Annotated in this window: 19 protein-coding genes, 1 tRNA gene and 3 pseudogenes; 10 read left to right on the forward strand and 13 right to left on the reverse strand. The window is 42.5% G+C overall.

Features of this window, described 5'->3' with window-relative positions; all coding sequences use genetic code 11:
- Positions 1 to 123 precede the first annotated feature (123 nt).
- From APHWEB_RS02660 to APHWEB_RS02670, 4 genes and pseudogenes are all read right to left on the reverse strand, one after another.
- Positions 124 to 1,410, reverse strand: coding sequence for a P44/Msp2 family outer membrane protein (locus APHWEB_RS02660; RefSeq protein WP_020849488.1), 1,287 nt, complete (start codon positions 1,408 to 1,410; stop codon positions 124 to 126).
- 60 nt (positions 1,411 to 1,470) lie between these two features.
- Positions 1,471 to 2,364 (reverse strand): annotated as a pseudogene (locus APHWEB_RS02665) (P44/Msp2 family outer membrane protein); the annotation flags it as partial.
- Positions 2,365 to 2,413: 49 nt separating this feature from the next.
- On the reverse strand, positions 2,414 to 2,554 hold the full coding sequence (locus APHWEB_RS06010) for a P44/Msp2 family outer membrane protein (RefSeq protein WP_080502925.1): 141 nt from the start codon (positions 2,552 to 2,554) through the stop codon (positions 2,414 to 2,416).
- Positions 2,555 to 2,790: 236 nt separating this feature from the next.
- The gene (locus APHWEB_RS02670) at positions 2,791 to 3,723 is read right to left on the reverse strand and encodes a P44/Msp2 family outer membrane protein (protein ID WP_020849486.1); all 933 of its coding nucleotides are present in this window, start codon (positions 3,721 to 3,723) and stop codon (positions 2,791 to 2,793) included.
- A gap of 445 nt (positions 3,724 to 4,168) precedes the next feature.
- Between APHWEB_RS02670 and APHWEB_RS02675 the strand changes: the two genes are divergently transcribed.
- The 6 genes from APHWEB_RS02675 (at position 4,169) to rplS (ending at position 10,029) form a co-directional block, all read left to right on the forward strand.
- Positions 4,169 to 6,007, forward strand: a complete 1,839-nt coding sequence (locus APHWEB_RS02675) for a heme lyase CcmF/NrfE family subunit (RefSeq protein WP_162183397.1) — start codon at positions 4,169 to 4,171, stop codon at positions 6,005 to 6,007.
- Positions 6,008 to 6,087: 80 nt separating this feature from the next.
- Positions 6,088 to 6,915 (forward strand): CAF17-like 4Fe-4S cluster assembly/insertion protein YgfZ, encoded by an 828-nt coding sequence (ygfZ, locus tag APHWEB_RS02680; protein WP_011451296.1) that lies wholly within the window; start codon positions 6,088 to 6,090, stop codon positions 6,913 to 6,915.
- Between the two features lie 87 nt (positions 6,916 to 7,002).
- Positions 7,003 to 8,307 (forward strand): P44/Msp2 family outer membrane protein, encoded by a 1,305-nt coding sequence (locus tag APHWEB_RS02685; protein WP_021799147.1) that lies wholly within the window; start codon positions 7,003 to 7,005, stop codon positions 8,305 to 8,307.
- A gap of 121 nt (positions 8,308 to 8,428) precedes the next feature.
- Positions 8,429 to 8,944 carry a ribosome maturation factor RimM gene (gene rimM / locus APHWEB_RS02690; protein WP_011451294.1) on the forward strand — a complete coding sequence of 172 codons (516 nt, stop codon included), beginning with the start codon at positions 8,429 to 8,431 and terminating at the stop codon, positions 8,942 to 8,944.
- The gene (gene trmD / locus APHWEB_RS02695; RefSeq protein ID WP_011451293.1) at positions 8,941 to 9,639 is read left to right on the forward strand and encodes a tRNA (guanosine(37)-N1)-methyltransferase TrmD; all 699 of its coding nucleotides are present in this window, start codon (positions 8,941 to 8,943) and stop codon (positions 9,637 to 9,639) included. Before rimM ends, trmD begins: the two co-directional genes overlap by 4 nt.
- A gap of 3 nt (positions 9,640 to 9,642) precedes the next feature.
- The gene (gene rplS, locus APHWEB_RS02700; RefSeq protein WP_011451292.1) at positions 9,643 to 10,029 is read left to right on the forward strand and encodes a 50S ribosomal protein L19; all 387 of its coding nucleotides are present in this window, start codon (positions 9,643 to 9,645) and stop codon (positions 10,027 to 10,029) included.
- Between the two features lie 17 nt (positions 10,030 to 10,046).
- On the opposite strand, the gene APHWEB_RS02705 is transcribed toward rplS, so the two are convergent.
- The gene (locus APHWEB_RS02705; protein WP_011451291.1) at positions 10,047 to 10,562 is read right to left on the reverse strand and encodes a CinA family protein; all 516 of its coding nucleotides are present in this window, start codon (positions 10,560 to 10,562) and stop codon (positions 10,047 to 10,049) included.
- Between the two features lie 64 nt (positions 10,563 to 10,626).
- Here APHWEB_RS02705 and thrS point away from each other — a divergent pair, with 64 nt between their 5' ends.
- The 3 genes from thrS to APHWEB_RS06990 all read left to right on the forward strand — a co-directional run bounded on the left by thrS (position 10,627) and on the right by APHWEB_RS06990 (position 13,298).
- Positions 10,627 to 12,549 (forward strand): threonine--tRNA ligase, encoded by a 1,923-nt coding sequence (thrS, locus tag APHWEB_RS02710; RefSeq protein ID WP_044104371.1) that lies wholly within the window; start codon positions 10,627 to 10,629, stop codon positions 12,547 to 12,549.
- Positions 12,550 to 12,571: 22 nt separating this feature from the next.
- Positions 12,572 to 13,090, forward strand: coding sequence for a translation initiation factor IF-3 (gene infC, locus APHWEB_RS02715; RefSeq protein WP_011451289.1), 519 nt, complete (start codon positions 12,572 to 12,574; stop codon positions 13,088 to 13,090).
- An 82-nt stretch (positions 13,091 to 13,172) separates the two neighbouring features.
- Positions 13,173 to 13,298: a hypothetical protein gene (locus tag APHWEB_RS06990; protein ID WP_279311687.1), complete on the forward strand. Its 126-nt coding sequence runs from the start codon at positions 13,173 to 13,175 to the stop codon at positions 13,296 to 13,298.
- A 141-nt stretch (positions 13,299 to 13,439) separates the two neighbouring features.
- Here the strand turns inward: APHWEB_RS06990 and APHWEB_RS06315 are convergent.
- The 8 genes and pseudogenes from APHWEB_RS06315 to APHWEB_RS06325 all read right to left on the reverse strand — a co-directional run.
- Positions 13,440 to 13,600, reverse strand: a pseudogene (locus APHWEB_RS06315) (P44/Msp2 family outer membrane protein); the annotation flags it as partial.
- A 477-nt stretch (positions 13,601 to 14,077) separates the two neighbouring features.
- Positions 14,078 to 14,650: pseudogene (locus APHWEB_RS02720) on the reverse strand (P44/Msp2 family outer membrane protein); the annotation flags it as partial.
- A gap of 384 nt (positions 14,651 to 15,034) precedes the next feature.
- A tRNA-Cys gene (locus tag APHWEB_RS02725) sits at positions 15,035 to 15,106 on the reverse strand.
- A gap of 4 nt (positions 15,107 to 15,110) precedes the next feature.
- A complete protein-coding gene (locus APHWEB_RS02730; protein WP_021799145.1) occupies positions 15,111 to 16,013 on the reverse strand; it encodes a class I fructose-bisphosphate aldolase in 903 nt (300 codons plus the stop codon).
- A 210-nt stretch (positions 16,014 to 16,223) separates the two neighbouring features.
- The gene (locus APHWEB_RS02735) at positions 16,224 to 17,486 is read right to left on the reverse strand and encodes a pyruvate dehydrogenase complex dihydrolipoamide acetyltransferase (RefSeq protein WP_011451285.1); all 1,263 of its coding nucleotides are present in this window, start codon (positions 17,484 to 17,486) and stop codon (positions 16,224 to 16,226) included.
- Positions 17,487 to 17,684: 198 nt separating this feature from the next.
- The gene (locus APHWEB_RS02740; protein ID WP_044128637.1) at positions 17,685 to 18,836 is read right to left on the reverse strand and encodes a P44/Msp2 family outer membrane protein; all 1,152 of its coding nucleotides are present in this window, start codon (positions 18,834 to 18,836) and stop codon (positions 17,685 to 17,687) included.
- Between the two features lie 541 nt (positions 18,837 to 19,377).
- On the reverse strand, positions 19,378 to 19,542 hold the full coding sequence (locus APHWEB_RS06320; protein ID WP_020849140.1) for a hypothetical protein: 165 nt from the start codon (positions 19,540 to 19,542) through the stop codon (positions 19,378 to 19,380).
- 1 nt (position 19,543) lies between these two features.
- Complete coding sequence (locus APHWEB_RS06325) at positions 19,544 to 19,714, reverse strand: hypothetical protein (protein WP_011451281.1); 171 nt, start codon at positions 19,712 to 19,714, stop codon at positions 19,544 to 19,546.
- A 72-nt stretch (positions 19,715 to 19,786) separates the two neighbouring features.
- Here APHWEB_RS06325 and holA point away from each other — a divergent pair, with 72 nt between their 5' ends.
- Complete coding sequence (gene holA, locus APHWEB_RS02745; protein ID WP_020849479.1) at positions 19,787 to 20,803, forward strand: DNA polymerase III subunit delta; 1,017 nt, start codon at positions 19,787 to 19,789, stop codon at positions 20,801 to 20,803.
- Positions 20,804 to 20,923 lie beyond the last annotated feature (120 nt).

Here is a 20,923-nt window from a genome sequence, read left to right on the forward strand (position 1 = left end):
AATATACCGCAGCTGTATAGAGACCAGTCAGAAAGCAGTAATACCCGGAGTTGAGTATAGAAGAAGCGTTAGTAGCTTGTTTTGGGTTCTTACAGAGATAGAAGAAACGTCCCAACCCTCAAACTACCTAACACCAAATTCCCCACCGACATAAGCCATGGAGAAGTTAGCAATAGCAGTATCCTTAGTACGACCCGCCGGACTAGTATCATCTACAAGACGTTGAGCCGGCAGATCATCATAAACGCCATCTCCCACAACACGATGGTAGAATCCACCCGCAAAAGCGGAGATTTCAGGAGAGAGCTGATAACTCAACCCAGCCTTTAATCTATAAGCAAGCTTAGGAGTGATATGGCCATCAACCACGCCCACGAAGTTACCACCGAGCCCGACGCAAGCATAAGGAACAACACCTAAACCTTCACTAAGAAGATCATAACAAGCATTGACCATCACAGAAGTAGAAGAAACCGCCCTAATCTCAACCACTTCCCCACCTTCAATAGTTTTAGCTAGTAACCCAGCTACTATGGTTTTTTCGTCACGATTAAGAGCTACTAGGTCTTTAGCTACGGCGTTGGCGTTGCTATTAGGCGCGCCAACCTCTGGACCGCTCGTGCTCTTTCCCGCCTGACCAGTAGGCCAGTTTTTATTCTCCGACAACCCTACAGCACTCACAAACTTACTCAAAAACTTTTGGTCTGCTCCCGCGCTACCGTCGCCTAACCCGCTACATTGCGCAGAATTGTCTTCAATTGTGCCCGGTTTTTCATGATACGTCTTTCCTTTACCAGTTACCAACGCTGCATGTTTTCCACTACAAACCTTTCCATCGATAGTGGAGTTGGTAATTTTCACAGCATTCGCAAATTGTGCTATGTCCTTCCCAGAGGTCTTAGCAAGAGCAGCGGCAAGGTTATCAGTCTGCCCAGTAACAACATCATAAGCTAACTCCTTAGCTAGTAGATATACTGTATCAGCTTCATCTTCCTTACTACCACTATCTCTAATACCCTTGGTCTTGAAGCGCTCGTAACCAATCTCAAGCTCAACCCTGGCACCACCAATACCATAACCAACACTGCCTTCCATAGCTACAAGCATGTTGTCCTTAAACCCAATCCGAGGATCAGGAGTGTTCCAGTCAAACTTGTTAGACTCTAGCTTTACACTCTTTCCATCCTTTAAGTATGGATATACTGCCTTAGTCTCTCCGTTACTCTCCCTTATACTAAAATCTCTTATCTTGCTAAACGCTGGACTGTAATCCAAACCAATATAGAAATATCCCGCACCACCAGTATCCAAAGCGCTAACGTCATCATGAGCCCTGACATCATTTCCAGCCATGACTATAGCCAACGACATCATTACGCTTCCTAATAATAGCTTACTTCTAGATCTCATATACTAACTCCCTAATAGAAGCGGGGTAAGTTTGACTTACCCCGCTTCCAACAAACCACCTTAAAAAGCAAACCTAACACCAAATTCCCCACCGACATAAGCCATGGAGAAGTTAGCAATAGCAGTATCCTTAGTACGACCCGCCGGACTAGTATCATCTACAAGACGTTGAGCCGGCAGATCATCATAAACGCCATCTCCCACAACACGATGGTAGAATCCACCCGCAAAAGCGGAGATTTCAGGAGAGAGCTGATAACTCAAGCCAGCCTTTAACCTATAAGCAAGCTTAGGAGTGATATGCCCATCAACAACACCCACGAAGTTTCCACCGAGACCAACACAAGCATAAGGAACAACGCCTAAACCTTCACTAAGAAGATCATAACAAGCATTAACCATCACAGAAGTAGAAGAAACTGCCCTAATTTCAACAACCTCACCGCCTTCAATAGTTTTAGCTAGTAACCCTGCTACTATGGTTTTTTCTTCAGAAGTGAGATTTGTTAGGTCTGCGGCTACGGCTGCGGCATTACCATTCTTAGTACCATCTTCGGCCCCACTGTTGTATATCCTGCCCGTGGGCCAATTCTTCTCACTAATCTTTACATCCGTAACAAACTTGCTAAACGTTAAACCATCTTTTTTAGCCGCAAAACCGCTACACTGTGCCACTGCACTGGCTGTAGCCTCCGCAGCAAACGTCGATGGGCTACTCTGCCCTGAGCCTTTTCCGCCACGAGTCCCATTACAAACCTTACCATCGATGGTAGGGGCAGAAATCTCAACTGCCTTAGCAAACTGAACGATATCTTTACCGGAGGTTTTGGCAAGAGCAGCGGCAAGGTTATCAGTCTGTCCAGTAACAACATCATAAGCTAACTCCTTAGCTAGTAGATATACTGTATCAGCATCATCTTCCTTACTACCACTATCTCTAATACCCTTGGTCTTGTTTTTCAATAATGAGAATTATTGCATAGGCTTTTTGTATACCTGTGATTTAAAGTAGTTGAGCCGGCAGATCATCATAGACACCATCTCCAACAACACGATGGTAGAATCCACCTGCAAAAGCAGAGATTTCAGGAGAGAGCTGATAACTCAAGCCAGCCTTTAACCTATAAGCAAGTTTAGGAGTGATGTTCTAGACACCATCCGCATCAGACCACAGATTAGCTTTCCTTGAAGTACAGATAACCTCTGTAAAGTTTTAGAGGAGATTCCTAGATAGCAAGTATTTTTCATGATGGGTAAGAGCGTAAAGCCACTGTACGGACCTACTAAGTATGGTGAATCGCTGATCGTAGTTTGTTTCACGAGTGGTGCAGCACTAATTTTGCCTAGTTACTTCACTTACCTTAACTAGGGTATTCAGAGTTAAAGATGGTTTGTGTAATGAATTCCATCAACCACGCCGACGAAGTTACCCCCAAGACCAACACAAGCATAAGGAACAACGCCTAAACCTTCACTAAGAAGATCATAACAAGCATTGACCATTACAGAAGTAGAAGAAACCGCCCTAATCTCAACAACCTCACCACCTTCAATAGTTTTAGCTAGTAACCCTGCTACTATGGTTTTTTCTTCAGGGGTTAGCTCCTGTACTAGGTCTTTAGCTACAGCTGTGGCATTGCTATTTTGTGGACCAGACACTATCGCAGTGCTTTTCCAATAACTCCCAGTAGGCCAATTCTTATTATCTTGTAAACCTACACCTTCAGCAAAATCACTAAATTTTTTTGTCTTCCCTTCATGTAATCCACTACACTGAGCTGTGTCCTTAGCACCGCTACTAAGCGTTACCCCGTATTTTTCCGGCGTATTATCCGCTCCTCCTTTCGCATGACTCCCACTACAAACCTTCTTATCAATACTAGGATGAGAAACCCCAACCGCCTTAGCAAACTGAACGATATCTTTACCAGAGGTCTTGGCAAGAGCAGCGGTAAGCTTATCAGTCTGTCCAGTAACAACATCATAAGCTAACTCCTTAGCTAGTAGATATACTGTATCAGCTTCATCTTCCTTACTACCACTATCTCTAATACCCTTGGTCTTGAAGCGCTCGTAACCAATCTCAAGCTCAACCCTGGCACCACCAATACCATAACCAACACTGCCTTCCATAGCTACAAGCATGTTGTCCTTAAACCCAATCCGAGGATCAGGAGTGTTCCAGTCAAACTTGTGTGACTCTAGCTTTACACTCTTTCCATCCTTTAAGTATGGATATACTGCCTTAGTTTCTCCGTTACTCTCCCTTATACTAAAATCTCTTATCTTGCTAAACGCTGGACTGTAATCCAATATTTCTATCTTATAAATAATAACCGTGGTGTTCGGATTCGAATTACAGTTTTTGGAACATACTCACTAATGTTTTCGAAACTGAAAGAGATTCCACAGGACAGTATTGCAGTAATATCTTTGCAATGAGCGCTTATAGGTGAACTCTCCCCATACCTCAGGAAACAATTATCGCGTCTATACATAATCGATCCATAAATAGCGCGATAATAGCACCACTAATATAAGCAATCCTACCTGAGAATAACACTCAAGAAAAACACATTAGAACAACCATAGATTTATAAACCAGGATTGCTAATCTTGTATCTAGTACTTAGAGGACTAGAAGGATATAATGGCGTATTCCTAATTCTATTCCTATGCCATAATGCAGTACTTCGTTGATGGTTTCGTAGCCTTTCTCATACTTCCTTGTATATTGTCGTTACTATACCCCGTATCAGTGAGATTATCTGCTGCCCTTGGTGCATACATGTCTTATGCAGTTGCGGGGTTATTAAGCGCTTCTGTAGGCTTTCTTATATACTTAAGGATTGTGGATGACTTCTCGTTCGAGAACGTTTTCAATAATTCACATTCTCTACAGCCAATACTATACAAGATTACCGGTGTATGGGGGAATTATGAGGGGTCTTACCTTCTATTTTTGTGGCTCCTAAGTGTGTATACTGCCGTCATGGAATTTGCTCATAAGAAGGCTGATAACCTTAAAAGAATAGCTCTTACTGCACAGCACCTCATGCTAGCAGGATTTACAGCTTTTGGTGCGATATTCGCCAATCCCTTTTTGCGGGTGTTTTCCCTTACCGAAGATGGTCTTGGGTTTAACCCTTTATTACAAGATATTGGCCTTACTATACATCCCCCCATTTTGTTTAGTGGCTATACGGGGTTGGCTCCAGTGTTATCAATTACCATTGCAGCTCTCATACTCAATTACGATCCCGTAGAGTGGGCTAAAATAATTCGAGTGTGGGTGCTGAATGCGTGGTCATTCCTGACACTTGGTGTCGCTCTAGGTGGTTGGTGGGCCTATAGAGTCCTGGGCTGGGGTGGTTTTTGGGCCTGGGACCCTGTGGAGAATGTTGTGTTGCTACCTTGGCTTCTTAGTACAGCGCTAATCCATATGTTGCCAATTGTCAGGAAGAGTAGAGTATATTGTAACTTCACATATTTTCTTGCGGTGTCTACTTTTCTAAGTAGCTTATACAGCACATTTTTAGTGCGTTCCGGATTATTAATTTCTGTGCACACTTTCGCTTTTGACGATACACGCGGTGTTTTCATCCTCGTTTTCATAAGTGTTATCGTCCTAATTTGCTACACAATATTTATAATGTATTGCATAAAAAGAGATGAAAGCTGTGACTTCCGTTATGCGTCAAAAATAACGCTTTTGGTTGGTCTCGCAGTATTACTTCTGATAGCTTTTTCTACCATTATCACTGGCACGGTATATCCAATTTTATGGGAATTCTTCACAGGAGAGACGATTTCTGTGGGATATCCTTACTATAGTAACATTTTTAGCGTTTTACATACCGGACTGCTAAGCATGTTAATTGTGTTACCTTGTATAGGTTGGGATGGCTATAAGACATTTAAGCTAAGTTTTAAGATTTCTACGGCCTTTGCCGCTATTTTATCACCCTTGGCTATATATTACGGAATTTCGGGAATACTTATTCTGCTTGCATGTTTTTTATTTTCTTCCATTATCGAGGACTTTTTCAGCAAATTACATGATCCCCTATCATGGACTGCTATTAGGAGCGCTCTACGTCCTGGTAGGTGCGCAATGCTCTCAGGGCATCTCGGAGTAGCAATATTAACTGCAGGAATCATATACTCTAGCACCTATCAGGCTGAAAGTTATCAGTATATGAAGGTGGGTGATACTATTAGCGTCCATGATTTTCAAGCTGTATTTGAAGATATTTCTATTATTTCTCAGGAGTATTACGATGCTTTAGTAGGAAGATTTTCTATTACTAAAGCTGATTCCCCAAAAGTACTACATACACTTTTTCCAGAAAATAGATTCTACCACGTAGAAGGCACGCGCAATGTGATCAGCAGCACGTATCATGGTTTTTTAGCCGATATATACATGGTAATTGGTGATACAGATCTTGAAAAAGGTATCTCAGTCCAGATGCGATACAAACCTCTTATTAGCCTTGTCTGGATTGGTTGCACAATGCTAGTTATAGGGGGTACTTTTGGAATATACAATGCATGGCTAAAAATACGGCCTCAAAGAAAAAGAGACACGTTATAGATGTGCAAAGCATTATTTGAATTATATTCCATGTGTCAGTATCATCCACCTCATAGAAGCGTGGAGTACACGGAGGTAAGATGTTTTTGAGTCAAAGTCGTGGTGTTATAAAAGTTTCAGGAGCAGACGCTGCGAAGTTCTTACATAACATCACAACCAACGATGTGCTCCAGATGGAATCTCCTTCGGCGGTATACAATTTGATTCTCAACTCAAAGGGAAGATTTTTGTTTGATTTCTTTTTGATAAAATGTGACAAGCACTTTCTTCTGGACTGTGAGCGCGAAGCTATAATGCCGATAATAGAGCTTTTGCGACTATATCGGGTAGTATTAAAAGTAAAAATCAAGAGCTGTGACGAGTATTCTGTAGCTTTGGACACTAAGCAACGTTTGGGAGACCCTGGTTATACGAAAACTTTGGAAGATGGTACTATTGTTTTTCAGGATCCACGGTGTGTAAATATGGGTGTGCGATACATAGTACCTCATACAAGTTCCGTACAATATGACATGCCCACATCACAAACCAACACTGAATACAGCATGTTGAGAATGGTCAATACTATACCCAACTGTGCCACTGATATGGTAAGCGGGGAATCATTCCCTCTACATTTTGGATTAGATAAGCTCAACGCTATTAGCCACACAAAAGGCTGCTATACAGGGCAGGAAGTGGTTGCGAGGATGCACAGAATTGGTGCGAAAAAAACACTTCGCACTGTCTTTTCTGAGAGTGGTATAAGTCTTCCACAGACGGGAGAAATTTTTGTAAATCAGCAATGTGTCGGTGAAATGATAACATCTACAGAAAATTGGGGACTATGCATGTTAGAAACATCGAAATTACCGACAGGTTACGTAGACTTGAGTATAGGTGACATAAAGCTCACTCTGCAATCTTAGTCAATTAGTATATACGTGTTGCTGTAGCTAAAATGTAATCCAAGCACCGAGGTCATTATTGGACGTAAGCTATTATTAGGAAGCGTAATGATGTCTATGGCTATAGTCATGGCTGGGAATGATGTCAGGGCTCATGATGACGTTAGCGCTTTGGAGACTGGTGGTGCGGGATATTTCTATGTTGGCTTGGATTACAGTCCAGCGTTTAGCAAGATAAGAGATTTTAGTATAAGGGAGAGTAACGGAGAGACAAAGGCAGTATATCCATACTTAAAGGATGGAAAGAGTGTAAAGCTAGAGTCACACAAGTTTGACTGGAACACTCCTGATCCTCGGATTGGGTTTAAGGACAACATGCTTGTAGCTATGGAAGGCAGTGTTGGTTATGGTATTGGTGGTGCCAGGGTTGAGCTTGAGATTGGTTACGAGCGCTTCAAGACCAAGGGTATTAGAGATAGTGGTAGTAAGGAAGATGAAGCTGATACAGTATATCTACTAGCTAAGGAGTTAGCTTATGATGTTGTTACTGGGCAGACTGATAACCTTGCTGCTGCTCTTGCCAAGACCTCTGGTAAAGATATTGTTCAGTTTGCTAAGGCGGTTGGGGTTTCTCATCCCGGTATTGATAAGAAGGTTTGTGATGGGGGTCATGCACGGGGAAAAAAGAGTGGAGATAATGGCTCACTGGCCGACTATACGGATGGTGGCGCGTCACAGACGAATAAGACGGCTCAGTGTAGTGGTATGGGAACCGGCAAAGCCGGCAAGAGAGGATTGGGCTTGACTGAGTTTGTTAACAAAACAAAGGTTGGAGAAGGTAAGAATTGGCCAACGGGGTACGTTAATGATGGCGACAACGTTAATGTGCTCGGCGATACGAATGGTAACGCCGAAGCCGTAGCTAAAGACCTAGTACAGGAGCTAACCCCTGAAGAAAAAACCATAGTAGCAGGGTTACTAGCTAAGACTATTGAAGGGGGTGAAGTTGTTGAGATCAGGGCGGTTTCTTCTACTTCCGTAATGGTCAATGCTTGTTATGATCTTCTTAGTGAAGGTTTAGGTGTTGTTCCTTATGCTTGTGTTGGTCTTGGCGGTAACTTCGTGGGCGTGGTTGATGGCCATATCACTCCTAAGCTTGCTTATAGATTAAAGGCTGGGTTGAGTTATCAGCTCTCTCCTGAAATCTCCGCTTTTGCGGGTGGATTCTACCATCGCGTTGTGGGAGATGGCGTTTATGATGATCTGCCGGCTCAACGTCTTGTAGATGATACTAGTCCGGCGGGTCGTACTAAGGATACTGCTATTGCTAACGGTTTCTACCATCGCGTTGTTGGTGATGATGTTTATGAATCTAGGGGAATCAAAATAGTAGGAGTGCAACATCATGCATAGTAAAGTTGCCTTTGAAGGCTATTTTTAGCATGCTGCTTATAGCTTTCTTGTGTAAAAAATTGATAAGTTAAGCATACAGGAGTAGAATTGTCTTCTAGTCATGAAAACTCTCTGAGATATTGTGAATATTGATGACACGTTTATTCTACTTGGTGTGATTTATGCCGCGCATGGGGTGCGGGGGTGTGTCAAGATCAAGACTTTTACTCATGATCCATCTGATATAGCTGCGTATGGCCCTCTTACCGATGGTTCTGAGTCCTTGAAAGTGTCTGTAATGTCAGTCATCAAAAATGGTTGTGTTATTGCTAAGATTAGCGGAATAGATGACAGATGTTCTGCTGAAGCGTTGAAAAACAAGAAGCTTTATGTATCTTCTTCCTGCTTGCCCAAACTGAAAAATGACGAATTCTATAAGGATGAGCTCATAGGATTATCTGTAAAGCTGCCGGATGATACAATATTTGGAATAGTAACCGAAGTGTTCAATTTCGGCTCAGGTGATATAGTAGAAATATCTACTCCTCAAGGAAAGAAGGAGATGTTCTCTTTTACTTCAAATATTTTTCCATCCATAGATATGAAAACACGAGAAATGACTATCGTGCCTCCAGAAATTGTTGGAGTATACAAATGATCTTCAACGTTCTAACAATCTTTCCGCAAATGTTTCCCGGCCCTCTTGGCGTATCTAATCTGGGTTCTGCTCTGAAAAAAGGGCTGTGGACGTTGAACGTTTTTGATATTAGAGCCTTTGCGAATAATAAACATAATACTGTTGATGATACCCCTTATGGAGGGGGGCCAGGCATGCTTCTCAGGGCCGATGTGTTGGGAAGATGCATAGATGAAGTTTTGTCTCTGCATCCGAATACTAAACTTATGTTTACTTCTCCTCGAGGTGTAAGTTTTACTCAAGATATCGCTAGACAAACTATGAATTTTGACAATATAACCTTACTCTGCGGGCGCTTTGAAGGTATTGATGAGAGAGTGGTAGATTTTTACAAATTGCAGGAAGTTAGCATAGGAGATTATGTTCTCTCTGGTGGTGAGTTAGCTGCAATGGTAATTATCGACACGTGTGTTAGAATGGTGCCAGGAGTTATAGGTAATGCAGAGAGCTTAAAGCAGGAAAGTATGGAGGGTAGCCTTGAATACCCCCAGTATACTAGGCCAGCTTCCTGGAAGGGGATGGAGGTTCCAGAGGTCCTTCTTACTGGGAATCATGGAGAAATAGAAAAGTGGAGACGAAATGCTTCTCTTTCGATTACTGCTGCAAGACGACCGGACTTGCTAAAAGATAGATATGGTGAAAATGACGTGGAATAGGAAATGAGTGGGTTACTTGAAAAGTTTAATAATAAACAAATAGAACAGTTACGCCTTGCTACGAACCTAGATATACCTGAGTTTCGTCCAGGAGACACTGTAAAGGTCAACATTAACGTGTTCGACGGTGTTGGCTGGAGGATTCAGACTTTTGAGGGAGTGTGCATAAAGAAGCGGAATAGAGGGTTACATTCTTCTTTTACACTGCGTAAGATTAGTCACAATGAAAGTATACAATTGCAGGTGTTTACGCATTCTCCAAACTTGAAAAGTGTGGAGCTCGTGCGTACTGGTAAGGTCCGTAGGGCTAAGTTGTACTACTTGTTAGAGTTGTTTGGTAAAGCTGCTAGGATTAAAGAGAGAACTACAACACGCAAGAAGACTGCTTAGTTTGGTTTGTGGTGTAGTTATTCCTTGGAGGTTTCTAGTAGTATTATCTCGAGGGCTTTTTCTGCAGTTTTATGTTGGATTTCGTGCCGTGTTAGGTTGCCGAACTGGAATGGGAAGATTTCTGTCTTATCATCTCGTCTCGCGTATCCTATAAACACGGTACCTACTCCTTCTTCATTTGTTGTGTCGTGCATATGCTTTGCATGTCCTGCTATCCCTGTTATTGAGATGGCCATTTCTACTCTTTTTCTTGCTTTTATTATTCCTTCTGCCATGCGTGCGGCTACTTCTTTACTGACAGCTCCATAGTTTTTTATATATTCCTCTGGAACATCTAGGAAATCAGTTTTTGCTGAATTTGAATATGTAACTAAGGAACATTCTAATACTCTGGAAGCACCGGGAACTGCAGCGAACAAATAGGAAAGTAAGCCTCCTGTGCATGATTCAGCAAATGCTATTTGTATTTTTTTATTATGAAGTAACCTTACACACGTTTCTGCTTTTTTTATGAGTTCAACACTAATATTCATATAAAACGTGCCCATACATAGAAATGTACTATTATACTAGTGTTTCCTTTGAAAGATGCCAAAGATGATAAATATTACCACTTCTTATTATGGAGATGATAGATCATGTAGCTTCTCTGAACCCATAACTGCGTCGGTAGTGGTTTCAACCATATTTTCAGACATTGTAGAGTCTGTAATAGCAGTTTACATAGATGGGGAAGTGTGTGATCTTGCGAGCACAATAGCTGCCAGTGCCGTCGTTAATCCTGTGCTGATCGATTGTGAAGAAGGAATAAATATCTTACGCAAGAGTACTGCGTTTATAACCGCCATGGCAGTGAGCTCAGTTGTTCCGAATATGAAGTTGGCTGTATGTACTGAAACGTCAGACGGGTTTTATTTGGATTTCGATTCTGAGACTAAATTGTCAGAAAAGAGCTTCGAAGACATTGAGAAAAAGATAGAAGAGATCGTACGCAAGGACGAGAAGTTTGTACGGGAAACTTGGTCAAAGAAGGAAGCCATTACTTTTTTTGAAAATAACTCTGAGACTTATCAACTAGAAATCCTAGAGCAGAACACTCAAGAGAACATTATTGTTTATCGTTGTGGTAGCCATATTTTCCAGAATCATAGCCCTTTAGTTCCATCAACTAAATATATAGGAGCTCTAAAGCTTACAAAGTTGTCGGGTGTATATTGGCTTGGAGATAGCAAAAATAAAATGCTGCAGCGCATATCTGGGGTTGTTCAGGAAAACAAGGAAAAACTTGATGCATATTTCAAACTTTTAGAAGAGGCAGAAAGAAGAGATCATCGCAAAATAGCGAAGGATTTAGAGTGGTTTCACATACAGAATGAAGCGCTGGGGCAAGTGTTTTGGCATGATAAGGGATGGACATTGTACCGTACCATAGAGGAATATTTAAGGAAAAAGCTTCGGGAGAACGGATATACGGAAATAAAGACGCCCATAATGTTAGATCGCAAGCTTTGGGAGAAGTCAGGGCATTGGGAAAAATTCCGTGAAAACATGTTTATAGTCAGTGATCAAAACTCGCAAGAGTTAGCCATAAAGCCTATGAACTGTCCTTGCCACGTTCAGATATTTAAATCAAAAACAAGGAGCTATAAAGATCTGCCTATCCGTATGGCTGAATTTGGAATGTGTCATAGAAACGAGCCTTCTGGTTCTCTATATGGATTGATGAGAGTTAGGGGATTTACACAAGATGATGCGCATATTTTCTGCACACATGATCAAATACGTGACGAGGTAAGAAAATTTTACAAGCTTCTAGTGGAGGTCTACAACGACTTTGGTTTCAAGAACATAGATGTAAAGCTATCTGACCGTCCTGAGGAGAGAATAGGCAGTGATGAGATGTGGGATATGGCAGAGCGTTCTCTCATGGATTCCATGGATGACGAAGGTGTTAAATACACTATAAACAAGGGAGATGGCGCATTTTATGGTCCAAAATTGGAATTCACCTTGAAAGACGCTCTAGGAAGAAATTGGCAGTGTGGAACCATACAGTTAGACTTTGTACTACCGAGTCGTTTAGGTGCATACTATGTTGGTTCTGATGGAAATAAGCACCATCCTGTGATGATCCATAGAGCGATACTGGGAACTTTGGAACGTTTTATAGGGATTTTGATAGAAAGTTATGCTGGTAATCTTCCGGCTTGGTTGGCCCCGGTACAATTGGAAATTCTAACAGTGAATAGTAACGCTTTAGAATATGCAACTACTCTTGCAAACAAGGCACGGGAGCATAATATTCGTGTAGAATTGAATAGTGGAGAGGAGAGTATCGGGCAAAAAATACGTAAATCCATTTTTAACAAAATTCCTGTATTATGGGTGGTTGGATCGGCGGAGACAGCTGACTGTACTGTGTCTGTGCGTCATTACGGTACGAGCAATGCGTGTAGCATGGAGGCTGATAAAGCGTTGAAAACGTTAGTGACTTATGTTAGCATCCGTCAGGTGCTTTAGTGTTTAGGTAAGTGGGTTAAAAGTGGATAAAAAAGGTCCTAGAATAAACGATGCTATCACTACGAAGAGGGTTCGTCTCGTTGACGAGACTGGAACTATGGTTGGGGTAGTAGACATAGAAGAGGCTTTGGCTGTTGCAGCTCGTGCTGGTATGGACTTGGTTGAAGTTGTCAGTGAGGGCGAGTATCCAGTTTGCAAGGTATACAACTACAGTAAGCAAAAGTACAACAAGAAAAAGCATGGTGTAACGAAAAAGCAGAGGTCTTCTGCTGTCAAGGAGCTTAAGTTCAGGATAAACATTGAGGACAATGACTACAATATCAAGTTGAACAATTTGAAATCCTTCATAGAGAAGGGAAATAAGGTCAAAGTTTCTCTGAGGTTTGTGGGTCGTGAGCTACAGTATAAAGAGGTAGGTCTTGATATATTGGATCGCCTTGTTAGTGATACAGAGGGGATTGCTAAGCCAGAATCTTCACCAAGAATGGATGGTAATGTCCTGAGTATGATGTTTGGCGCTAAAACTGGTGGTGGGTCTTAATCGTCTTCTCTAAGAGCAGCTTGTCTCCTTTGTTCACATGTTTCATTCTGTAAGGATATAGGCATGTAGGTCTCTCGTGCTTGTGTCACAGTGTGATGTGGCTGGAATGGTTAAAGAGCATTATATTTGTCTTGTAAATCAATATGGGAATCTTTTGGCGCTGAGCCATCAGCATTATGTGTGCTCTAGTTCCATGCTAGTAGCTTGACTGGAGCATTCACAGCGGGATAATGAGAATCTATGGTGGAACGATTGTATGGGTTGGCAATTCTAGAGAGTGCATGATACTTGCTCAAGTTGTCTTACTGATTGATGGAGAAATGTTCAAGGCGACAGAAGATTATTTTCCTTATTGCTTTTGAGATTTACACTGTAGTTGAGCCGGAAGATCATCATAGACACCATCTCCAACAACGCGGTGGTAGAAACCCCCCGCGAAAGCAGAGATTTCAGGAGAAGCTGATAACTCAAACCAGCCTTTAACCTATAAGCTAGTTTAGGAGTGATGTACTAAACACCATCCGTATTAGTCACAGATTAGCTTCCTCTCGAAGTACAGATAACCTTTATAAAGTCTGTGGGGAGTTCATGAGGTAGAATGTTATTACAAGGTAGGTAAGATTATAAAGCCGCTGTACGTACCTGCTCAGTATGGAAAATAGCTGATCGTAGTTTGTTCGTGAGTGATACGGCACTAATTTTGCCTAGTAACTTACCTTAACTAGGGTACTCAGAGTGAAAGATGGTTTGTGTAATGCACTTCCGCAACGCTTAATCTCCCCATTCGATATTCTTTGCTAAAGGAAGAACACTTGAGCTTTTTCCTAATTTCTTAGTCTTATGCTAAAAGTAAGGTTTATTGTGCAGGCTTTTTGTCTACCTAGAGATCTATATGTAATACGCATACTTATACTTCACAGAGTATTCGAAAGTAACTTCCGAACTCTGCATGGTGAGGCTCCCTATAACTATAAAACCCCAATTTCTATACCCAAGGTTAACCATGCTGAAGGTAGAAGAAACCGCCCTAATCTCAACAACCTCACCACCTTCAATAGTTTTAGCTAGCAACCCTGCTACTATGGTTTTTTCGTCTCGATTAAGATCTACCAAGTCTCTAGCCATAGCGTTGGCGTTGCTATTAGGAGCACCCTTCTTCTGTGTACTGTTCGAATTTGCTCTGCCTGTTGGCCAGCCTTTACCTTCAGCAATCTTCACAGTGTCGACATAAGCACTAAGTAACTTCGGCCCCGTTATACTACCTGTAGTACTATGTCCTAAACCACTACACTGTGTCGTATCCCCGTCTGTGCTTAAATCGCCTCCTGTATCCTCAACAAACTTTTTCCCCCCATTCGCACCAGGCGCTAGGTCAGCATGCTTTCCAGTACAAACCTTCCCATCAATGGCAGGGCTAGAAATTTTAACAGCATTGGCAAACTGAACGATATCTTTACCAGAAGTTTTGGCAAGAGCAGCGGCAAGGTTATCAGTCTGCCCAGTAACAACATCATAAGCTAACTCCTTAGCTAGTAGATATACTGTATCTACTTCATTCTCTCTAATAATACTCTTCCGCAATTCTACATGCAGCGGAGACACATCACTCAAACTATCGCAGCATTGTGGAATTTGCACTAGTCGACTTATCCACTGCATGTACGCTTCGTTCTCAAAGCAATGCGCCTTACATCCTTACTAGAAACCTTTTTGCCAATAACTAAGAAGATATTACCACACAACATCTCCTAACATTGCCGCAGCTCCCAACAATAACAACCTTGTATCCTACGCAATACGAAAGCTGCAGAGCATGCACATTGTAGAACCATCACATAACCAAGCATGTCGCAAGAAAGGAAGGAAAAGAATATCGACGCAATCCAGCAACCCGCGCCAATAAAATCACACTACTATGCGCTCTTCACTCTGGATCTTCAGGAGAGGCCGGGACCGGAATCGAACCGGTATAAAAGGATTTGCAGTCCTCTGCATAAACCACTCTGCCACCCAGCCTGAACTAGCTATATAGCTTTACTATACTAGAAATTAGAGAGACAGCATCCTTCTCGGATCTCTGGAACGTGTTGCGGCCTATAATAGACCCATCACCTCCACCTGCCCTCACAGCAGCTACTTCTTGGAACAAACTTTCATCGTCCTTAGTATCCCCACCAGAGAACACTACCATTCTTCGCCCCGCGAAGCAACACCTCTTAACATATGCCACCCTTTGCGCCAAAGAAGATAGCATATCAGGTTCAACATTATCACGTTCTATACGTGCAGTAGGTAACTTCACCTTGATAATGTGCGCTCCAAGTGAGGCAGCAACGTGCGCTGCATACGATATAATATCCAATGAAGTCTCGCCTTCCTTAGATATATCGCCACCGCGCGGGTATGACCATACAACAACAGCCAACCCACACATCTTCGCCTCATGTATTAGCTCTTTAACCTCCCTTACCATCGAGAAAAACGATTCTGACCCTGGATATATGGTCAAGCCTATAGCAACACATCCAAGACGCAGGGCATCCTTAACCGAAGCCGTAATCACCTGCGTAGGGGGAGTACTTTTAGGAGTTAACGCCGTAGAACCATTGAGCTTCAGTATGGTTGGAATCTGCCCTGCATACATCGCCGCGCCACACTCCAACATACCCAAAGGCGCCGCATAGGCACTAAATCCACAATCCCTCGCAAGCCTATAATGGTAATGCGGATCGCAAGCACTAGGATTTACGCCAAAACTGCGCACAGGACCATGCTCAAACCCTTGATCTACCGGTAAAATAAGCAGCCTACCCGTACCAGCAAGAGCGCCATGCGTCAGCATCCTCACAAGGTTAGTTTTAACACCTGGGTTCTCACTGTCGTAAAAATCCAAAACACTCTCAACCGGTTCACTCAAGCCCATAATGCCACTGCAAATCATACAAAAGACAAATGTACACCCAGCGCTGCGCCGAGTGCTCACTCTCCAATTATAGGGCAGAGATCTCTAATTTCAACAATGAAATACAATCATACGACAAGAGATAGCTCAATATGCCCCTCACACACTACGGCACAAAACCACCACAACAGCACTATGACCATGCATAACGCCGTTATAAGGGTTTCTACCCTAAGCCAGCATAGCCAGCGGATTTTCAATGTAGAATTTGAATCTGTTCAAAAACTTAGCTGCCAACGCTCCATCTATTACCCTATGATCCACCGACAAGGTAACTGACATAACATCCGCAGCAACCACACAATTATCCACAACCACAGGACGCTTCTCAGACTGCCCAACAGCCATAATACAGGACTGAGGAGGATTTATTATTGCATAAAACTCCTTGATACAAAACATACCAAGGTTTGAGATTGTCAAACAGCCCCCTTGGAACTCATGAGGCAGGAGTTTACGGTCCTTAGCACGGGCAACAAGACTTTTCGCCGTCTTAGAAAGCTCAGACAAAGTCATCTTATCAGCACCAGCAATAACCGGGGTAAGTAAACCATCATCCAAAGCCACAGCAAATGCAATATCCACATTCTGATGGTATACTATTTTATCTCCCGCCCATAAAGCGTTAACCTCCGGAAACTCCCGCGCAGCTAATGCAGTTGCCTTTATCACAAGGTCATTAACAGTAATTTTGGTCCCCAAAGCTTCAGCGTTGCTATTGATCCTAGATCGTACCTCTAAAAGCTCACCCACCATACAATCTATTGCTAGATAGAAGTGTGGTATATTGCGCTTCGACTCTGCAAGCCGTTCAGATATAACCTTGCGCATGGTACTGACTTCAACAACGCGACTACCCTCTTGTATAGTCGTATCACTAGTGGGCACAGAAGCACCCAGCACATCCGCTTTCACTACTCTGCCATATGGCCCAGAACCAGTTATCTTACTGATATCCACTGACAGCTGAGCAGCTAGCTTCTTCGCCAATGGACTAGCCTTAACTCTATCACTACCAGATGTAATATGCGCTGTTTCACTCGCCTTGTTAGCAGAACTAGGAGCAACCATATCGCCCGCAACCTTGGCTGGCGTAGCTTGCAACGCTGCCGAAGCCGCTTCATTCGAAACACTACCTGACGCGCCTTCCGCAGAATGCACCATCTCCAGCAACGCCGCTTCCTCATCTCCATCTACTTTAATAACAGCAATGCTCTGGTTTACAGCCACATTTTTGCTACCTTCCTCTTTGAGGATTTTGTACATTACACCAGGTTCATCCGCGTATTCAAACTCTATCACCGCTTTGTCGGTCTCAATATCCGCTACTATATCCCCGGGTTTTACTGCATCTCCGGCATTTTTATGCCACTTCGCTATTGTACCACTCTTCATAGTAGGCGAGAGGGCAGGCATTAAGACCTTCACTGGCATATCAACAACTCAAAATTACATCGTAAAGTAAGAACCTCGTTTACAACATAGCAATGTTGGTGTCAATTCAATTGGGACGTAACCCTAGTACGTTAGTGATGATACAACGTTGCAATAATGCTTCTACAGACCTTGATTAAATGCACGCTTGCAGCAGATATGCTCGCATATTCCCTGTGCTCATCACAGGAAGATCTCTTAATATCTCCTTGAAGAAACGGCAGCAACAACCTGATGGTAGAAACCCCCAGCAAAAGCAGAGATTTCAGGAGAAAGCTGATAACTCAACCCAGCCTTTAACCTATAAGCAAGCTTAGGAGTGATATGCCCATCAACAACGCCCACGAAGTTCCCACCGAGACCAACGCAAGCATAAGGAACAACGCCTAAACCTTCACTAAGAAGATCATAACAAGCATTAACCATCACAGAAGTAGAAGAAACCGCCCTAATTTCAACAACCTCACCCCCTTCAATAGTTTTAGCAAGTAACCCTGCTACTATGGTTTTTTCGTCAGAGGTGAGCTTTGTGAGGTCTGTGGCTACAGCTTTGGCGTTGCTATTAGGGTCACCTTCTATGTTCTTGCTGCTGCCGTCGCTTGCTCGCCCTCTAGGCCAGTTTTTACCCTCACCGACTTTGACAGTGTTGACAAACCCACTCAAAGATTTAGGTCCCGTTGCCTGTGATGTGTTTCCTAAACCGCTACACTGTGTAGTCTCTTCATTGCTGTATGTACTCGTTAATTCCGCAACGTATGCTTTTCCCTTCGTAGCCTTTATAGCAGCATGACCCCCATCACAAACCTTCTTATCAATACCGGGATGAGAAACCCCAACCGCCTTAGCAAACTGAACAATATCTTTACCAGAGGTCTTGGCAAGAGCAGCAGCAAGGTTATCAGTCTGCCCAGTAACAACATCATAAGCTAACTCCTTAGCTAGTAGATATACTGTATCAGCTTCATCTTCCTTACTACCACTATCTCTAATACCCTTGGTCTTGAAGCGCTCGTAACCAATCTCAAGCTCAACCCTGGCACCACCAATACCATAACCAACACTGCCTTCCATAGCTACAAGCATGTTGTCCTTAAACCCAATCCGAGGATCAGGTGTGTTCCAGTCAAACTTGTGTGACTCTAGCTTTACACTCTTTCCATCCTTTAAGTATGGATATACTGCCTTTGTCTCTCCGTTACTCTCCCTTATACTAAAATCTCTTATCTTGCTAAACGCTGGACTGTAATCCAAACCAACATAGAAATATCCCGCACCACCAGTCTCCAAAGCGCTAACGTCATCATGAGCCCTGACATCATTCCCAGCCATGACTATAGCCATAGACATCATTACGCTTCCTAATAATAGCTTACGTCCAATAATAACCGCGGTATCGAGATTTGGTTTTCAGCTTTGAGAGAACATTCACTAATGTTTTCGAAACTGAAAGATATTCCACAGAACAGTATCTCAGTGATATCTTTGCAATGGGTTTTTATAGGTTAATTCTCCCAATACCTCAGGAAACAATTATCGCGTCTATCAAATAATTGATCCATAAATAGCGCAATAATAGAACCACTAATATGAGCAAGACTACCTGATAATTACATTCAAGACATACATAGTATCAAGGGTCCTGGATATAAAACCCCCATTATGGTACCTCAAGGTTAACCCATAGGCAGAACAAGACATACAAAAGCTGACACTACATCCTAAGATCTAAAATTACTAAACAAAGCATACCTGAGACTGCTTCTGGATATGCGGAATAGCGTGGTTACTTAGTCAACTTGTAAATGAAGCGCGTGTAATCAAGATCGGATGAAACTTGCTCTTTACTATTAAGCGAATAGACCTCCACGATAGTTTTTTCTTCAGGAGTGACTTACTTTACTAGGTCTTTTTCTGCTATAGCTGCGGTGTTGTAGTTTCTAACAGGCCTAGGGGGTTCCAATACTTGCAGCTGGCGAAATGAGACAATTCTTCTACCATCTCCTTTTAGCGTTGCAAGCACAAAGTCACTCAACACTTTTGGTGAAGAACAGCCCACTCTACAGCTTCGCTTGACCTATCACGGGTAGTATCGGCGATAGCCTCCAATCTTGATTGCTGTTACCAAGCTTCGTCTTGCCACTGATATCAGGGCGAGCAATCTCCCTCAAGAGCTGTAGCAAGATATACTTTTTAGGTATGCGTCTATTTTTCTCTTCACTCAATGTCACAATACCAATATCATTTCATGGGTCTGTTGGCCTAGGAACCAGTGCTTAGGAAAATCACCGAAGAGGAGTTACGTGAAAGTCACTGCATCAAAACTGAAGGACTTTTTTAGTAATCCTGGGGCTTATGGCAGTGTGTTATTGTATGGTAATGATTACAGCAGAATAAGCCATTACACACAAAAAATCATAAATCTTCTTACATGCAAAGAAGAATTTTCAGTATTGCGTACAGAATTCTCACATGCCAGCAAGGAACCTGAGCAATTGTTTGTAGATTTATCAACTGTACCCATGTTCCATCAAAAGTCTTTGGTGATCCTAACAGACGCGAAAGATTCCTTGAGCCCTGATTTAAGGACTGCTGTTGATAACTTAAATCCCTGTCACTGCTACGTAATAGTGCAGGCTAAAGAACTATCTAGCACGTCTTCGCTCCGCACATATTACAACAATCATGTAATGTACGCAGCCATTGCTTGTTACAAGGAAGATAACATCAACAATATAGTAGCAGAGTTTCTTGCTGAAAATCAGGTTACTTATAATACTGAGACATTTGCTCTTTTGTGTAACTTGCTGCAGACAAGCAATGCTTGCATACAACCTGAGTTGGAAAAGCTACTACTGTATCTGGGCACGAAAAGAAATCTATCTATAGAAGATCTTCAGGAGAGCTTTGCTGCGGACTTTGACCCTGCACTGGACGACATCTGTGTTGCGATAGCCGACGGGAATTTAAAGAGCTTTAATAGAGCTGCTGATGCGCTTCTACAAAACAAGATTGCAGCGGTGCTTATAATAAGGTCAAGCATCAAATACTTTATGACGTTAGAGTACTTGCTAAGGAAAGTTAGAAGTGGATGTGATATTAATACGGCAGTAAAATCTGTCCAGCCTCCCATATTTTTTCGCCTTGTGGCTCAATTAAAGAAACATGTTTCTACTGTTCCCTATCAGATGGTACAGTTAATCTTACGCAGGTTACATGAAGCTGAGGTACAGTGTAAACTTTCAGACTCGTCACAGGAATCCATGTTCCGATATCTAATGTATTCTCTAATACTCAGCATACAGCAAATCCGTAGGTAAGGATAAAAGCCAAGAGCAGCTTATCCTACTTGTTATTTGTGCGTACAGTACTATCAACAATGAGCTGACATAATTAGGTCTTTACTAAGTACATTGTTCACTATGTATACCAAGATCCCA

It is taken from the genome of Anaplasma phagocytophilum str. Webster (assembly GCF_000964685.1).
GTDB lineage: Bacteria > Pseudomonadota > Alphaproteobacteria > Rickettsiales > Anaplasmataceae > Anaplasma > Anaplasma phagocytophilum.

What these genes read in the sequence shown, in the direction of transcription:
- APHWEB_RS02735 (WP_011451285.1), bottom strand. Translation starts at nt 17,486, where the DNA reads ATGCCAGTGAAGGTCTTAATGCCTGCCCTCTCGCCTACTATGAAGAGT.
- thrS (WP_044104371.1), top strand. Translation starts at nt 10,627, where the DNA reads ATGATAAATATTACCACTTCTTATTATGGAGATGATAGATCATGTAGC.
- trmD (WP_011451293.1), top strand. Translation starts at nt 8,941, where the DNA reads ATGATCTTCAACGTTCTAACAATCTTTCCGCAAATGTTTCCCGGCCCT.
- APHWEB_RS02705 (WP_011451291.1), bottom strand. Translation starts at nt 10,562, where the DNA reads ATGAATATTAGTGTTGAACTCATAAAAAAAGCAGAAACGTGTGTAAGG.
- ygfZ (WP_011451296.1), top strand. Translation starts at nt 6,088, where the DNA reads ATGTTTTTGAGTCAAAGTCGTGGTGTTATAAAAGTTTCAGGAGCAGAC.
- APHWEB_RS02660 (WP_020849488.1), bottom strand. Translation starts at nt 1,410, where the DNA reads ATGAGATCTAGAAGTAAGCTATTATTAGGAAGCGTAATGATGTCGTTG.
- APHWEB_RS02730 (WP_021799145.1), bottom strand. Translation starts at nt 16,013, where the DNA reads ATGGGCTTGAGTGAACCGGTTGAGAGTGTTTTGGATTTTTACGACAGT.
- rplS (WP_011451292.1), top strand. Translation starts at nt 9,643, where the DNA reads ATGAGTGGGTTACTTGAAAAGTTTAATAATAAACAAATAGAACAGTTA.
- APHWEB_RS02740 (WP_044128637.1), bottom strand. Translation starts at nt 18,836, where the DNA reads ATGATGTCTATGGCTATAGTCATGGCTGGGAATGATGTCAGGGCTCAT.
- APHWEB_RS02685 (WP_021799147.1), top strand. Translation starts at nt 7,003, where the DNA reads ATGATGTCTATGGCTATAGTCATGGCTGGGAATGATGTCAGGGCTCAT.